Here is a 15953-nt window from a genome sequence, read left to right on the forward strand (position 1 = left end):
ATAATAAAGGTTTGGGCTAGAGTTTATATTCCCGGTCTACGCCATAATCATCAAAAGAAACAATTGAAATATCTTTTCCTGAAAGTTTACTTCCCAGAGATACCTTCTCAAAAGGCGCAAAAGCCGCGATCTTATTTTTAGTTTCTTCGCTAAGTTTCACATCATGACCATTTTGCTTTACATTAATCACTGCAAAATAGTACGGAGAGTTATTATATAAAATCGTATTTCCCCCCTCATGGATGATCTTGATATTTTTCTCCGCATCTTCCCTACCCTCTTTTAGTGACTCAGGCCGATAAATCATCTTAACCTGAGTATGCAATGCTATGGCAAGGGAGTTTGTGCCCTCTTTTGGTGCTTTAGGGATTTCCTGGACGTTGACCCAAAACAGTGATTCTTTGTCTTTGGGTAAACTGTCATTAATTTTCAGGACACGCAAAATTTGTTTATGTCCACCAGAAACTTTGAAAAAGGTCGGACTGGGGGCAAAGTAAACGTTCTGATCTCTTGCATTTGCATTATCGATCCAGATTTGACCGCCATACTCTTGAGAAGATTCATTATTGACCTGGACTGAAATGTTATCCTTATCGCCCGCAAAAATATAACGCGTACTATTGAGAACAAAGGCAGCATGGCTATTAAAGCAGATCAGCAGCAAAGCCAATACTGGCATGAGATTTATTTTTTTCATTACATTGTTACTCACAGTGAATCTCCTGAGTTTGGTCATGGTTTTTCTTCAGTGACTGCGTATTAAATTGACACTGGTCAAGCGAAATAACACCTTCATCGTGTGTTTCAAGGTTCATCAGCAAAATACCACCGTTATTTACATAACCCACTTCTTTACCCTGTGTATTTTTTGCGATACTACCCATAGGAACGACATAACCATTTTTCCCATAAAGTTTAACCACATAGGTATTAATTTTCTTAAACTTCACATTTTTATAAATGATAGCATTTCCCGTTGGGGTCACATTAATCGCATTATCTGTAAGCTCAATATTCTTCGGTAATTTTTCTGCATTTACAGAAATCGTATTATTGTTATAAGCAGTAAGTGGGATTACCGCCCGACCATATTTATCTCCCGGTAAAGAACCATTAAACATAACACCGGGGACATCTTTCATTTGCACGATAGCCAGTTGATCATTTTTAACTGGAGTAAATATTATGCCACCTTCTGGTACACCAATTACACTACCACCCAACTGGAGTGAGGTAGATGAATTTTTCCCAGTTTGTGAATACGTTGCTGATGTCTGCATCCAGTCGAATAAATAGGAGGCAGAAAGTGTACCACCGGTAGTATCACGCGTCTGGTTAACTGATGCGTTATAACTCAGTCTTTGGTTAATCATTCCTGAGATCCCAGTATTCATACTGGTCCCCGTACGTCGATCATAGTTAACATTCGAAAAACTATAATGTGTTTTATCAAACAGACTTAACGGCACACTTAATGACAAACCAACATTATAGTCAGCATCCATATTTTGCAGTCTGGAATAACCACCGTTCAGTGTCATTGTTATTTGATCAAAACTTTTTGTCAGACTTAAGTTAGCACCGACCTCGTTATAATTATCCCAGTAATCTTCCTTCCACGCAGAAAAGTTTAAAAACATACCTTTTTCTGGTAGCTGGTAGGTAACGATTGACTCATAGCGTTGCTTTGGCCTATTTCTTATAAAACTATATGAATTATAAGTAAAATCAGCATAGTCAATATAATCCTCTGAATTAAAACGGTAACCAATAAGCTGTAAATTTGCATTATCACCAAGCGCTTTTGCATATTTTAATGACGTGCTATAGCCTTTTAGATTCTTACCATTATGGTATTTTGCTTGTGATAAGTTGCCACTAAAAGACATGGCTCCAAACCATCCAAACGAGCGAATTAGTCCTAAACCAATATTGTTATAATTTTTATCCAGCAATAAAGAGCTATTGAGTGTAAAAGGCTCGAATCCATAGTCATAACTCATTTGGGCAAACAGACTTTCTTTATCCCGTTCGCCATTATCTTGGTTAACTTTGCTACCCATGGCGAGGGCGTAGTTATACGTTCCCGGTCTTAACAAATTAGGCAACACTGCGACAGGGAAACGCTGTTCACGAACGGAGCCATCCTCTTCATAGATTTTCATGATCAAATCGCCAGAGTAAACGCCGTTAAGATCGTTGATCACAAATGGTCCCGGAGGCACGACAATAGATTTTAAGGTATAACCACTCTGCTCAATGGTTACCCTGGCATGGGTTCGCGCAATACCATTAATTACCGGCGAATAGGCACGAGAGTTCCACGGATACATATCCTGATTCGATTTAAGCTGAGCACCGTAAAAGGTAAAACCATTATTCAATGAGTTATAAAGCTGTGTCTTGCCCAGTTGCAAATCGGATTTCAGTGATTTGATTGCCCGCGTCAGTAACAGGTTATTAGTATCGAAATTTTCGCCCTGGTAAGCATACCCCCTACCCAATAACACCCATTCGCCCAGATTCACCTGGCCATCAATACTACTGTAGGTGGTTCTTTCCTGGTTGCTATTTTTTGCAGTATTAACGTCATAAGCTATTTTAAAACCGTTACTACCATAGTCCCACACACCACCATCTTTTGCTGCGTCCTGGAAGCCTGCCTGTGGCAAATCAATAGATACTTCTTGCAACGATTGATCAAACGCGACTTTACTGTTCGCCTCATTACCCAGCAAATAGCACTGGCGTGCAGAATTATAAACATTTTTATAAAAATCTTTATTAATTATAATGCCGTTTTCAGTTAGCCATTCATCAGAAAGACATATCCCCTCAGCATCCTCTTTTGCGATGCTCATCTCAGTAGATGACGCGATTTTAGAACCATTGAAAACAACATCAACAACATATTTACCCGGTACGTTTTCTTTATTGCTGTTTAAAACATCAGGAATATCCTTACTCCCTCCACGAATAAAGCTGTAGTTGAACTCTTCGGCAAGAGCACCTTTAGATAGTAAATGAAAAATAATAGCGGCAATAAATATTTCTTTTTTCATTATTTTCCCTTGCCATAAACATCAGGTAATAAGAAGGGAGGAGATTAATCCTCCCTTCCTTCGCTCATATATTATTTATAAGCAACAACATAACTTGCTGAAGTTGAAAATGCGCCTGGAGTCACAGTACCAGTAGGTTTAACTAACGAAGCACTGTAATCAAAAGATCGAATACCGCCACTAGTTACTTGATAGTTAAAAGTAGTTTGACCGGATTTAACATATGAGCTCGCACCAGTCTCTTGGGCATTAGAAGTAAGTAATGCCATATATGCATTTGTTCCCCCCGTAGTTGCATTGCTAAAACCTTGGGTTGTTAAATTATTTGATGTCCAGCTAATCTGGGCTCCATTTTTTGCCAAGCAAGCATTATCTGAAGGAACAAGCTTAAATTGAACTGAAGCAGGTGTTCCCGTCGTTGATACAGTACCTAAATCAACTGTAGGTATCTCAGCTCCAGAAGCATTTGTAACTTTAAGATCACACGTTGCGCTGGATACAGCCCCTGTAAAATTAACAGTACCATTGTTTGCAGCCATTGCAGTAGAAGTCATCCCAAGTACAGCAAGAATAGCTGAACCTAAAACCAATTTTTTCATTTAATGCTCCTTAAAGCCTTTAAAGAATTGTTAGCCCAAATTCGGTTAGTCCTATATTTATTCATGCCCAGAAGTTCATGAACGTCGCCAAAATTACCTTGCATAAGATATAATGGTCAACAATAAAACCTCATTATCTGGTTTTTATATCTCTTTATTCTATTTAGAAAACACACGCTAAATTAAATTTCATTTTTATTCTTGATTTTTTTATTTTTATGCTTATTAAGAACAGTCTTCAAATTAAGGACGAAATAGTTTTATTTATTGCGCCATTTATTTATATTTAAAATTATCCTCATGGGAATTGAATATTTTGATAAGTAAAATTTAAATTTTAGAGTGTATTTAAAAACATATTCTCATCTGTCACGACATGCCTATAGTAAAAGTTCAATTGTTCTTTTGATGGCAACAGACCGTCTGCTATTGAAGTCGGGATTTTTTGAAGAAAACATACCATTTACCTTGAACATATCTTAATTGTGACAATGAATATCCCTCAACAGATCAACAGCATGAAACGACCTTATACTGAAAAATGATTATAGATCACTTATATAAATGCATACGATAATGAGCGTCACCTGAAGTACTCAACTCTACTAAAAGTAATTATTGTTATTTTACTGGTTAATTAGTTATAGTTTTTTATCAAATCTTTATATTTTTAATGTAGATATTAAAAAATCTTTATCTTATAGTTGTCGCATAATATAAAAGATAATATTTTAGGATATGTATGAATCTTGTCTTTATACTTGCCAGTGATAATAATTTTTTCAATTACGGGATGCGGTTGATATCTGATATTAACAAAACATTTCGATGCATAGATTTTACAGAAATCGATGACATAGTCAGAGCTGATTTTGATACAAATGAGATTTATCTTATTTGTGATATTAAAAATTATTATGCATATAGTCTTCTGTTATCCGGAAAATCGATAAAGTGTATTGAGACTAATAATATTAGAATACATCATAACTCTATCTACATTCATAAAAAGAAGGCATCGGTAAGTGAAGCAATAAACTCCTTAAATAATATTGAAATGGAGATTTTATACCTTTTCTATTTTCATGGTAAGAGTGTAAGAGAGATTTCAAAAATGACTAATCTCTCAAAAGAAAAAATCTATTATCGAGTCAGTCGCATCAAAGTTAAGTTGGGGATGAAAACAACCAGGAAATTACCCGCATTATTAAGAATTTTTTTTAACCAAACAATTGAACCTGAGGATTGACTCGTTAATTACGCATAATTTCATTACGATAATATTATTATTCTTATAGTGATTACATCCATTACGCATATAATTCATTGTTTTTTTTAATTATTTATTAGATTGTTTAAAATTAACTCACGTTGAATTTTCGAGTTTACACAACTTAATAACTCATGGAATTATATATATACAAAGCATGAGGTGGCTTTATGAATAGTCGAGTTACTTGTACAAAGCTTGACATCTCTGTCAATAGAAATCTAGACAAAAATCATACACTTACATTAAAAAAATTCGTTTTTATAATAGCGCAATGATTTTTATTAGAAATGCACAATTAGTTATTAAAGCAAAAGATGGAGATGTTATTAACATCCCTCCTTTTTCTTTATGCTATATAGAAAAGAATCTTGTCGTTGATGCAACATTAAAAGTGCTTGGCAGCGGTATACCTTATGATATCTATACTATTGATAGCTATCTATTAAATAGCGTGTGTAAGGTTATGGAGCCACTTCTTTTAGGCCATCAACTAGTGAGTCAAATAAGAAAAAAAATATTTTTTTATATCCTTGAGGAAACAGATAAAGAAATTTTTAAACGTCTGATTAATAATAACTTACCGAAACACAGACAAGTTTATAAAATAGCCTATTTACTTTCCAGAATCCATGAAATTGAACCTCTTGTTTATTCACTATCAGTTTCAACAGATATCACTTTTACAGAAAAAATCAAAAAAATTATCGAATCAGATTTATCAAGAAATTGGAAGTTAATGGATCTTAGGGATATTTTGCATATGTCTGAGGTTTCGATTAGAAAAAAACTTGAAAAAGAAAACAATAACTTTAATGCGTTGGTGTTAGATATCAGAATGCATCATGCAGCAAAGATGATTACATCCACTGAAAAACATATTAATAGTATTGCATATGATGTTGGATATACCAGTACATCTTATTTCATTCGAAACTTTAAGAGCTATTTTGGTATTACACCGAAACAGTTTTCTCTCAAGGTAAAAAGAAATAATTAAATGTCCACTTTTGGGCATCAAAGGAGCGTTTATATTCTCAGTGGACTAGACAAAAAGGGCACGAGTTTCGCTGCCTGAACAGCGAATTCTCATGTCCTGTATTTGCAATTTTTTGCTCTCAACCACATTTACAAGATTCAATACATTAATATTATTTAATGATCCAAATAAAGATAATGCATCCAACTGGTCATTCTTAGCAGCACCTTCCGCATCACCGAAACATGGCTGAAATGGTCGGAGTAAACTGCTACCTGGGCGTAAATGCCGTCGGGTAAGGCATCAATATCATCGTTAGGGTCCAGTTCAATGGTTCCCAGCACACCGTCCGTGCCGGGCACGACCGTTAATGATTGCAATACCCCCTGCGCCTGATAAGAACCGCCTGGCACGACAGGTAAAATACTAGTCAGTTTGCCGTGAAACACCTGCCCAGGTAGCGCGTTAAACACCACTTCCGCATCATCGCCGGGTTTCAGACGTAACAGCGAGTTCTGCCGAAATTGGGCGACAATTTGCCGTTTTTGCTCGGGGATGAAAACCATCACCGGACGTAGCGGCAAGGCAGCTGCGTATGTACCTGGGCGGATCAGTACCTGAGTAACGTAGCCATTGCTCGGTGCGCGAATGACAGTCTGCTCAAGGTTATATTTTGCTTCAGTAAGTTGCGCTCTTAAGCTCACAATCTGCGACTGCTCGCCGTTAACCATACTGTCGAGCTGGCTCTGGATCTGCGCCTGCTCCGCCACCGAGCCTTTCACCAGCGCGTCCTGCGCGAGGAAATTTTGCCGCGCATCGTCGATGTCACGTTCCGAGAACGGATTCACCGCCGCCTGGCTGCCTTTCAGGTAACGTTGATAATTTTTAAACAGACGGTCGCGCTCCGCTGAAACCTGGGTGGTGTTGGCCTGCGCTTCAGTGAGCTGCGCGCGCAGCGTCTTTATATTATGCGTCGCCGTCATCAGGTCAGCCTGAAGTCTGTCAACTCGCGCCTGGTAACGAACCGGGTCGAGCTTAAAAAGCACCTCGCCCTTCTGAATAAGCTGATTATTTTTGTCGGTGACTTCAGTAACAATTCCCGTCACCTGTGGCGTGATGGGGATCGCTATCACTGCCTTTTGCGCGGTAAAAGTGTAAGGGTGGTTGTAGTTCATCAACAAAATCAAACCACTCACCAGAAACACGCCTCCCAGCGCCGCCGTCGCCAGCGTCCACTGATTTACCGGAATGCGGAAGATTTTAAAGACCGCCCACGCCAGCGCCACGTAAGTTAAAACAATCAATAGATCCATATTTAGATCTCCGGGAACGTGGAATAGTCAGTCTTTTTCTCGGCGGCGAGTTGATGCTCCAGCCGGGAAATCCGGTCAGAAAGTGCGGCGATTTCCGGGTCAGTCGCTTTCTCCTGCGACGCAACATGTGACTGCATACCCCAGCCACGCTCCGGTTGATAGAGCGTCGCCCAGATCCACAGGAACGGCCAGATAACATGCAGAGTAAACAGGCTCACCCAGCCCGCTGTATGAATAGCGTCGGCATGGGGGTGATTACGCTTTTTGGCAATCAGATAAGGGATGTCATGTATCGCGATGATTCCATAAAAAATCACCAGAAAGACGAAGATCAGCACTCCCAACGCGAAGTAGTTTAGAAACATATCTGCCTCGGATTCACGTTTATCAGTGTTGTTTTTGGCTGGCAGCCAGATGGGAGTCGGGCTGATATTTTGACAATAATCCGGGTTGGCGATTCTCGCCATAACACCGAAGAATAATTTTTAGAGGTGATGAGTTGCTTAGTTACATAACGATTTTATGACGAAGGCATAACATGCTGCAGATCACATCAGGTGAACGCCGTAAGAAAATATCTTGTGATTCAGATCACAAAGATTCAACAAACTAACAAAACAAAAATGTGACATTACTCACATTTAAATGCCATTTTTAGCGAAAATCGCCGCCTTGTTGCTTTTTTACACAAGAGTTTTGTGATGCACATCACGTCAATTACCTCTCTACCCCCTATATTTATGTGATTCATATCACACAAAAAGCCGTTGACTGGACAGTTAACCGATTCAGTGCCAGATTTCGCAGTATCTACAAGGTCCGGCTACCTCTGCCGCCACATTAACAAAAAACCTCGGGCTTCCAGCCTGCGCGACAGCAAACATAAGAAGGGGTGTTTTTATGTCATCCGATATTAAGATCAAAGTGCAAAGCTTTGGTCGTTTCCTCAGCAACATGGTGATGCCAAATATCGGCGCGTTTATCGCGTGGGGTATCATCACCGCGTTATTTATTCCAACAGGGTGGTTACCGAACGAAACGCTGGCGAAGCTGGTCGGGCCGATGATCACTTATCTCCTGCCACTGCTGATCGGTTATACCGGTGGTAAGCTGGTAGGCGGCGAACGTGGCGGCGTAGTCGGTGCCATTACCACCATGGGCGTTATCGTCGGCGCAGACATGCCGATGTTCCTCGGTTCTATGATTGCAGGTCCGCTGGGCGGCTGGTGCATTAAGCACTTCGACCGCTGGGTAGACGGTAAGATCAAATCCGGTTTTGAAATGCTGGTGAATAACTTCTCCGCAGGCATCATCGGGATGATCCTCGCTATTCTGGCATTTCTCGGCATTGGCCCGGTTGTTGAAGCCCTGTCTAAAATGCTGGCGGCGGGCGTTAACTTCATGGTTGTCCATGACATGCTGCCGCTGGCGTCTATCTTTGTTGAACCGGCGAAAATCCTGTTCCTCAACAACGCCATTAACCACGGTATCTTCTCGCCGCTGGGTATTCAGCAGTCCCATGAACTGGGTAAATCCATCTTCTTCCTGATTGAAGCTAACCCAGGTCCGGGTATGGGCGTGCTGCTGGCGTACATGTTCTTTGGTCGTGGTAGCGCTAAACAGTCTGCGGGCGGTGCGGCAATCATCCACTTCCTGGGGGGTATCCACGAAATCTACTTCCCGTATGTGCTGATGAATCCGCGTCTGATTCTGGCCGTTATCCTCGGCGGTATGACTGGCGTGTTCACGCTGACTATCCTGGGCGGTGGGCTGGTTTCTCCGGCATCTCCGGGTTCTATCCTTGCTGTACTGGCAATGACACCAAAAGGTGCTTATTTCGCTAACATCGCGGGTGTATGTGCGGCGATGGCTGTCTCCTTCGTTGTCTCTGCTATTTTGCTGAAAACCAGCAAAGTGAAAGAAGAAGATGATATTGAAGCAGCAACGCGTCGTATGCAGGACATGAAAGCTGAGTCTAAAGGTGCATCTCCGCTGTCTGCGGGCGATGTGACTAACGACCTGAGCCACGTACGTAAAATCATCGTTGCCTGTGACGCCGGTATGGGTTCCAGTGCGATGGGCGCAGGTGTGCTGCGTAAGAAAATTCAGGATGCAGGTCTGTCGCAGATTTCTGTTACTAACAGCGCGATCAACAACCTGCCGCCAGATGTGGACCTGGTCATCACTCACCGTGACCTGACCGAACGCGCTATGCGCCAGGTTCCGCAGGCACAGCATATTTCGCTGACCAACTTCCTCGACAGCGGCCTGTACACCAGCCTGACCGAACGCCTGGTTGCTGCCCAGCGCCATACTGAAAACGAAGTGAAAGTGAAAGACAGTCTGAAAGACAGCTTTGACGATTCCAGTGCTAACCTGTTCAAACTGGGCGCGGAGAACATCTTCCTCGGTCGCAAAGCGGCCACCAAAGAAGAAGCGATTCGTTTTGCTGGCGAGCAGCTGGTGAAAGGCGGTTACGTTGAGCCGGAATATGTTCAGGCGATGCTGGATCGTGAAAAACTGACCCCGACTTATCTGGGTGAGTCTATCGCGGTGCCACACGGTACGGTTGAAGCGAAAGATCGCGTACTGAAAACGGGCGTCGTGTTCTGCCAGTACCCGGAAGGCGTGCGCTTCGGTGAAGAAGAAGATGACATTGCCCGTCTGGTGATTGGTATTGCTGCCCGTAACAACGAGCACATTCAGGTTATCACCAGCCTGACCAATGCGCTGGATGATGAGTCCGTCATCGAGCGTCTGGCACACACCACCAGCGTGGATGAAGTGCTGGAATTGCTGGCAGGTCGTAAGTAATCCAATCCTACCCTCTCCTCACGGAGAGGGTTTGTGTGAGGGAAAAGCCTCACCCCAGCCCTCTCGGGTAAAAACATTGATGAAGGTTAATACTATGAAAGCATTACATTTTGGCGCAGGTAATATCGGTCGTGGCTTTATCGGTAAACTGCTGGCAGACGCGGGTATCCAACTGACGTTTGCCGATGTCAATCAGGTGGTACTTGATGCCCTGAATGCCCGTCATAGCTATCAGGTTCATGTGGTTGGTGAAACCGAGCAGGTAGATACCGTTTCCGGCGTCAATGCTGTCAGCAGCATTGGTGATGATGTCGTTGATCTGATTGCTCAGGTTGATTTAGTCACTACCGCCGTGGGCCCGGTTGTGCTGGAACGTATTGCCCCGGCAATCGCCAAAGGGCTGGTGAAACGTAAAGAACAAGGTAATGAATCCCCGCTGAACATCATCGCTTGTGAAAACATGGTCCGCGGCACCACACAGCTGAAAGGACATGTGATGAACGCCCTGCCGGAAGATGCCAAAGCGTGGGTAGAAGAACACGTTGGCTTTGTTGATTCCGCCGTTGACCGCATCGTGCCGCCTTCGGCTTCTGCAACCAACGATCCGCTGGAAGTGACTGTAGAAACATTCAGCGAATGGATTGTTGATAAAACCCAGTTCAAAGGCGCGCTGCCGAACATCCCAGGCATGGAGTTAACCGACAACCTGATGGCATTTGTCGAACGTAAACTCTTCACCCTGAATACGGGTCATGCTATAACCGCGTACCTCGGAAAACTGGCGGCTCATCAGACCATTCGTGATGCGATTCTCGACGAGAAAATCCGCGCGGTGGTAAAAGGTGCGATGGAAGAAAGCGGTGCGGTACTGATCAAGCGCTACGGCTTTGACGCAGACAAGCATGCGGCATACATCCAGAAAATCCTCGGTCGTTTCGAGAACCCGTATCTGAAAGATGATGTAGAGCGCGTAGGCCGTCAGCCGCTGCGTAAACTGAGCGCTGGTGACCGTCTGATTAAGCCACTGCTCGGTACACTGGAATATGGTCTGCCACATAAAAACCTGATTGAAGGTATTGCCGCTGCAATGCACTTCCGCAGTGAAGATGATCCGCAGGCTCAGGAACTGGCAGCACTGATCGCTGACAAAGGTCCGCAGGCGGCGCTGGCACAGATTTCCGGTCTTGATGCCAACAGCGAGGTTGTATCCGAGGCGGTAACCGCTTATAAAGCAATGCAATAATGGTGGACCAGGCGCAGGACACCCTGCGCCCGAATAACAGATTGTCAGATATGCAGGCAACAATGGAACAAACCCAGGCCTTTGAAAACCGTGTGCTTGAGCGTCTGAATGCTGGCAAAACCGTGCGAAGCTTTCTGATCACCGCCGTCGAGCTTTTGACCGAGGCGGTAAATCTTCTGGTGCTTCAGGTATTCCGCAAAGACGATTACGCGGTGAAGTATGCTGTAGAACCGTTACTCGACGGCGATGGTCCGCTGGGCGATCTTTCTGTGCGTTTAAAACTCATTTACGGGTTGGGCGTCATTAACCGCCAGGAATACGAAGATGCGGAACTGCTGATGGCATTGCGTGAAGAGCTAAATCACGACGGCAACGAGTACGCGTTTACCGACGACGAAATCCTTGGACCCTTTGGTGAACTGCATTGCGTGGCGGCGTTACCACCGCCGCCACAGTTTGAACCTGCAGACTCCAGTTTGTATGCAATGCAAATTCAGCGTTACCAACAGGCTGTGCGATCAACAATGGTCCTTTCACTGACAGAGCTGATTTCCAAAATCAGCTTAAAAAAAGCCTTTCAAAAGTAAGTACTTTCGCTTACTTCTCCTCTACCTGTTTCGGCCGATAAAGCCGACGATAATATTCCAGACGTTGTAGATATAACGGCACGCTTTCATCAGGTATTCCGGACGGAATCGCGTTACGGGGAGGTAGTTTTTTCAGATACTCCCGGAACGCCTGGCTCGATGCCATGAAATCTACGGCTTTATCGATAAGAAGCGGAACGTTTTCACCTAATTTGCCCATGATGATATCTCCGTATTACCCCGCGCCGGGAATGCGCGGCCGCCAATTTTAGTTTAGATCCCGGTATAAATGACATTAAGGAAAACGTGCTCAATCCTCAATAATCATCCGTTTCTATTAACTATCTTTTTTCTTTAAATTTCTTAATTAATCAATAAATTGCGTAGTTTTTAAGCATGTTAATGTTTACGTTATAGAACTATTGCAATGTCATCAGTTGTGAACAAAGCACCTGGTCGCGCATACTAGGGGCTATAAATTTATCTTTATCAGAAGCCATCACATGAAAGAAGTCGAAAAAAACGAAATCAAACGTCTCAGCGATCGCCTGGACGCCATCCGTCACCAGCAGGCCGATCTGTCGCTGGTTGAAGCCGCAGACAAATATGCCGAACTGGAAAAAGAGAAAGCCACTCTGGAAGCAGAAATTGCTCGCCTGCGCGAAGTTCACAGCCAGAAACTCAGTAAGGAAGCACAGAAGCTGATGAAGATGCCGTTCCAGCGCGCGATTACTAAAAAAGAACAAGCTGATATGGGTAAACTGAAGAAGAGCGTTCGCGGACTGGTCGTTGTGCACCCAATGACCGCGCTGGGCCGTGAAATGGGCCTGCAAGAGATGACAGGGTTCTCTAAGACCGCGTTTTAAGTTCCTTTCTCGTCGCTGTAATTACAGCCACTCACGATTTACTCGCTCCTGCTGGCACATGCAGGAGCCTGTTTCAGAGATCGAATATTTGTAACGTTCTTAACATTATATATTCAACTCCACCTACACTTCTGAGCGATCTGAGCAGGCTAAATTCTGAAAAGCAGGTACAAATTAAATAATGATGTATCAATATCAACAATGAATTACCGCATATCAATGCTTGAAACATAATTAATTATTTAAATTTTTCTATCAGCATCGCAAACTTCGCAATAAAACATCACTCAACTGAATATTTACCTTTCCCTGCCCTAGGCCTTTAACCGGTGAAACATTTGACATTGATTGACACCGATCATTAAAATCCGCGCGATTAATATTATTGGCTACAAACCGAAATTGTTTGACACTTAATAACATATTCGCACAACCGATTAATACAAAAATTCTCTAACAAATTTATTTGTCGGATATGCTCCACTCTAATCATTCATAAAAAAAATGATTGTGCCGTAATTATCAACTGTATCGGGATTATGAAAAGGAATTCATCCTATGAACCTAAAGAAAACACTGTTAAGCGTGTTAATAATAGTGCCTCTCTGCTTATTGGCAGGGTGTGACTATATTGAAAAAGCGAGTAAGGTCGACGACCTCGTTACACAGCAAGAGTTGCAAAAAAGCAAAATTGAGGCGCTTGAGAAACAACAGGAACTCGATAAGCGAAAGATAGAACATTTTGAAAAACAACAAACTACTATCATAAATAGTACCAAGACGCTCGCTGGCGTGGTGAAGGCGGTTAAAGACAAACAGGACGAATTTGTCTTTACAGAATTTAACCCGGCACAAACCCAATACTTCATTTTAAATAACGGCTCTGTTGGTTTGGCAGGCCGGGTGCTGGCTATTGATGCAGTTGAAAATGGCAGCGTTATTCGTATTTCGCTGGTTAATTTATTAAGCGTTCCCGTATCAAATATTGGCTTTCATGCGACATGGGGCAATGAAAGACCCACCGATGCCAAAGATCTGGCAAAGTGGCAACAATTACTTTTCAACACCACACTGAATTCCACTCTGCAATTAATGCCTGGTCAATGGCAAGACATTAATCTGACATTAAAAGGCGTTTCGCCTAATAACCTGAAGTATCTGAAGTTGTCCATCAATATGGCCAATCTCCAGTTCGACACTGTTCAATCTGCTGAAACTCGGCAGCGAAAAAACAAAAAATAAATGCAGCTTCTGCGCTTATATCAAGGAATAGAGAGCATCAATAATGAACAAAATTTTTAAAGTTATCTGGAATCCGGCGACGGGCAGTTACAGCGTTGCCAGCGAAACGGCGAAAAGTCGTGGGAAGAAGAGCGGGCGCAGTAAGCTGTTAATTTCTGCACTGGTTGCGGGTGGATTATTGTCGTCGTCTGGGGCATTAGCTCAGGCAGGGTTAGATACAGGTACTGGTGTTACCCCTGCTGGTCATAATAATGGAACAGGTTGGATAGCTATTGGTACCGATGCTGAAGCAAGCACTCATACCACAACGAATGGCGCAGCAACTGCCGTGGGCTACTACTCCAAAGCGTTAGGTATGTGGAGTACTGCGTTAGGTGCATATAGCGAATCGAATGGCAATGCTTCACTGGCTCTTGGGGTTAAAGCACAATCTAACGGTGACCGCTCTATTTCGATGGGCGCTTCGTCGAGTGCAAGCATAAATGCGGGTTACTCCATCGCGATGGGGGTATTTGCTTTCACCGATGCAGAGTACGCGGTAGCCCTTGGCAATGAGAGCAAGGCACTTGGTAAATACAGCCTTGCATTAGGAAACGCAAGTCAGGCATCTGGCGAATCCAGTATTGCATTAGGTAACACAAGTGAAGCCAGCGAACAAAACGCGATTGCGCTGGGGCAAGGCAGCATTGCAAGCAAAGTGAACTCAATCGCGTTGGGCAGTAACAGTTCGTCTGCAGGAGAGAATGCCATCGCGCTAGGAGAGGGCAGTGCCGCGGGAGGCAGCAACAGTCTAGCTTTCGGTAGTCAATCCAGGGCAAGCGGCAATGATTCTGTCGCCCTCGGTGTAGGGGCTACAGCAGCGACCGACAATTCTGTCGCTATCGGCGCAGGATCGACCACTGATGCAAGCAATACAGTTTCAGTTGGCAACAGCACAACAAAACGCAAAATTGTTAATATGGCTGCTGGTGCCATAAGCAACACCAGTACCGATGCCATCAACGGCTCACAGCTTTATACGATCAGTGATTCAGTCGCCAAACGGCTCGGGGGAGGCGCTACTGTAGGCAACGATGGCAGCATAAGTGCAGTAAGCTACGCGTTGAAAAGCGGCACCTATAATAACGTGGGTGATGCTCTGTCAGGAATCGACAATAATACTCTGCAATGGAATAGAACCGCGGGGGCATTCACCGCTGCACACGGCTCAAATACCACCAGTAAAATCACTAATGTTGCTAAAGGTACGGTTTCTGCAACCAGCACCGATGTAGTAAACGGCTCTCAATTGTACGATCTGCAGCAGGATGCTCTGTTGTGGAACGGCACCGCGTTCAGCGCTGCACACGGCACTAACGCCACCAACAAAATCACTAACGTCACCGCTGGTGAGCTCTCTGACACCAGCACCGACGCCGTCAACGGTTCTCAGCTGAAAGCGACCAAGGACGATGTGGCGGCAAACACCACCAACATCACTAACCTGACGGGCGAAGTGGCTGGCAACACCACCAGTATCACCAACCTGACTGATACGGTGACTAACCTCGGTGAAGACGCCCTGAAATGGGACGACGCCTCAGGCGCATTCACCGCTGCACACGGCACTAACGCCACCAACAAAATCACCAATGTCACCGCTGGCGAACTCTCTGATACCAGCACCGACGCCGTCAACGGTTCTCAGCTGAAAACCACCAACGATAACGTGGCGACCAACACCACCAATATCGCCACTAACACCACCAATATCACCAACCTGACTGACGCTGTTGACAGTCTCGGTGATGATTCCCTGCTGTGGAACAAAGCGGCTGGCGCATTCAGCGCCGCGCACGGCACCGATGCCACCAGCAAAATCACCAACGTCACCGCTGGCGAACTCTCTGATACCAGCACCGACGCCGTCAACGGTTCTCAGCTGAAAACCACCAACGATAACGTGGCGACCAACACCACCAATATCGCCACTAACACC

At 43.9% G+C, this 15953-nt stretch carries 13 protein-coding genes and 1 pseudogene; 8 read left to right on the forward strand and 6 right to left on the reverse strand.

The window, feature by feature from the left end:
* Positions 1-16: 16 nt before the first annotated feature.
* The 3 genes from ACJHYW_RS20570 to ACJHYW_RS20580 form a co-directional block, all read right to left on the reverse strand.
* Positions 17-697, reverse strand: a complete 681-nt coding sequence (locus ACJHYW_RS20570) for a fimbrial chaperone (protein WP_001334045.1) — start codon at positions 695-697, stop codon at positions 17-19.
* A gap of 7 nt (positions 698-704) precedes the next feature.
* Positions 705-3062 carry a PefC/AfrB family outer membrane usher protein gene (gene pefC / locus ACJHYW_RS20575; protein WP_061092949.1) on the reverse strand — a complete coding sequence of 786 codons (2358 nt, stop codon included), beginning with the start codon at positions 3060-3062 and terminating at the stop codon, positions 705-707.
* A 71-nt stretch (positions 3063-3133) separates the two neighbouring features.
* Entirely contained in the window at positions 3134-3661 is a 528-nt protein-coding gene (locus tag ACJHYW_RS20580; RefSeq protein WP_001361567.1) for a fimbrial protein, read from the reverse strand.
* 742 nt (positions 3662-4403) lie between these two features.
* On the opposite strand from ACJHYW_RS20580, the gene ACJHYW_RS20585 reads away from it, so the two are divergent.
* Together ACJHYW_RS20585 and ACJHYW_RS20590 are read left to right on the forward strand one after the other, a co-directional pair.
* The gene (locus ACJHYW_RS20585; protein ID WP_001054916.1) at positions 4404-4910 is read left to right on the forward strand and encodes a sigma factor-like helix-turn-helix DNA-binding protein; all 507 of its coding nucleotides are present in this window, start codon (positions 4404-4406) and stop codon (positions 4908-4910) included.
* A 191-nt stretch (positions 4911-5101) separates the two neighbouring features.
* Positions 5102-5931, forward strand: a pseudogene (locus ACJHYW_RS20590) (helix-turn-helix transcriptional regulator).
* A gap of 155 nt (positions 5932-6086) precedes the next feature.
* Here the strand turns inward: ACJHYW_RS20590 and ACJHYW_RS20595 are convergent.
* Both ACJHYW_RS20595 and ACJHYW_RS20600 read right to left on the reverse strand, forming a co-directional pair.
* On the reverse strand, positions 6087-7223 hold the full coding sequence (locus ACJHYW_RS20595) for an HlyD family secretion protein (protein ID WP_000364939.1): 1137 nt from the start codon (positions 7221-7223) through the stop codon (positions 6087-6089).
* A gap of 2 nt (positions 7224-7225) precedes the next feature.
* On the reverse strand, positions 7226-7588 hold the full coding sequence (locus ACJHYW_RS20600) for a DUF3302 domain-containing protein (RefSeq protein ID WP_000479624.1): 363 nt from the start codon (positions 7586-7588) through the stop codon (positions 7226-7228).
* Positions 7589-8123: 535 nt separating this feature from the next.
* Between ACJHYW_RS20600 and mtlA the strand changes: the two genes are divergently transcribed.
* The 3 genes from mtlA (at position 8124) to mtlR (ending at position 11867) form a co-directional block, all read left to right on the forward strand.
* Positions 8124-10037 (forward strand): PTS mannitol transporter subunit IICBA, encoded by a 1914-nt coding sequence (gene mtlA, locus ACJHYW_RS20605; protein ID WP_000093273.1) that lies wholly within the window; start codon positions 8124-8126, stop codon positions 10035-10037.
* Between the two features lie 94 nt (positions 10038-10131).
* Positions 10132-11280, forward strand: a complete 1149-nt coding sequence (mtlD, locus tag ACJHYW_RS20610; protein ID WP_000645417.1) for a mannitol-1-phosphate 5-dehydrogenase — start codon at positions 10132-10134, stop codon at positions 11278-11280.
* Positions 11280-11867 (forward strand): mannitol operon repressor MtlR, encoded by a 588-nt coding sequence (mtlR, locus tag ACJHYW_RS20615; RefSeq protein ID WP_000228269.1) that lies wholly within the window; start codon positions 11280-11282, stop codon positions 11865-11867. Before mtlD ends, mtlR begins: the two co-directional genes overlap by 1 nt.
* Before the next feature lie 10 nt (positions 11868-11877).
* Here mtlR and yibT read toward each other — a convergent pair whose 3' ends face one another.
* The gene (yibT, locus tag ACJHYW_RS20620; RefSeq protein ID WP_000517099.1) at positions 11878-12087 is read right to left on the reverse strand and encodes a protein YibT; all 210 of its coding nucleotides are present in this window, start codon (positions 12085-12087) and stop codon (positions 11878-11880) included.
* A 283-nt stretch (positions 12088-12370) separates the two neighbouring features.
* Here yibT and ACJHYW_RS20625 point away from each other — a divergent pair, with 283 nt between their 5' ends.
* The 3 genes from ACJHYW_RS20625 to ACJHYW_RS20635 form a co-directional block, all read left to right on the forward strand.
* Complete coding sequence (locus ACJHYW_RS20625; protein WP_000665680.1) at positions 12371-12733, forward strand: YibL family ribosome-associated protein; 363 nt, start codon at positions 12371-12373, stop codon at positions 12731-12733.
* 558 nt (positions 12734-13291) lie between these two features.
* On the forward strand, positions 13292-13975 hold the full coding sequence (locus ACJHYW_RS20630; protein ID WP_001049679.1) for a DUF3251 domain-containing protein: 684 nt from the start codon (positions 13292-13294) through the stop codon (positions 13973-13975).
* A 43-nt stretch (positions 13976-14018) separates the two neighbouring features.
* Positions 14019-15953, forward strand: a 1935-nt coding sequence (locus ACJHYW_RS20635; protein ID WP_410233375.1) for an ESPR-type extended signal peptide-containing protein, incomplete at its 3' end; no start/stop codon positions are given.

Origin of the sequence: Escherichia sp. WS3063 (genome assembly GCF_046486595.1) — a bacterium.
GTDB lineage: Bacteria > Pseudomonadota > Gammaproteobacteria > Enterobacterales > Enterobacteriaceae > Escherichia > Escherichia coli.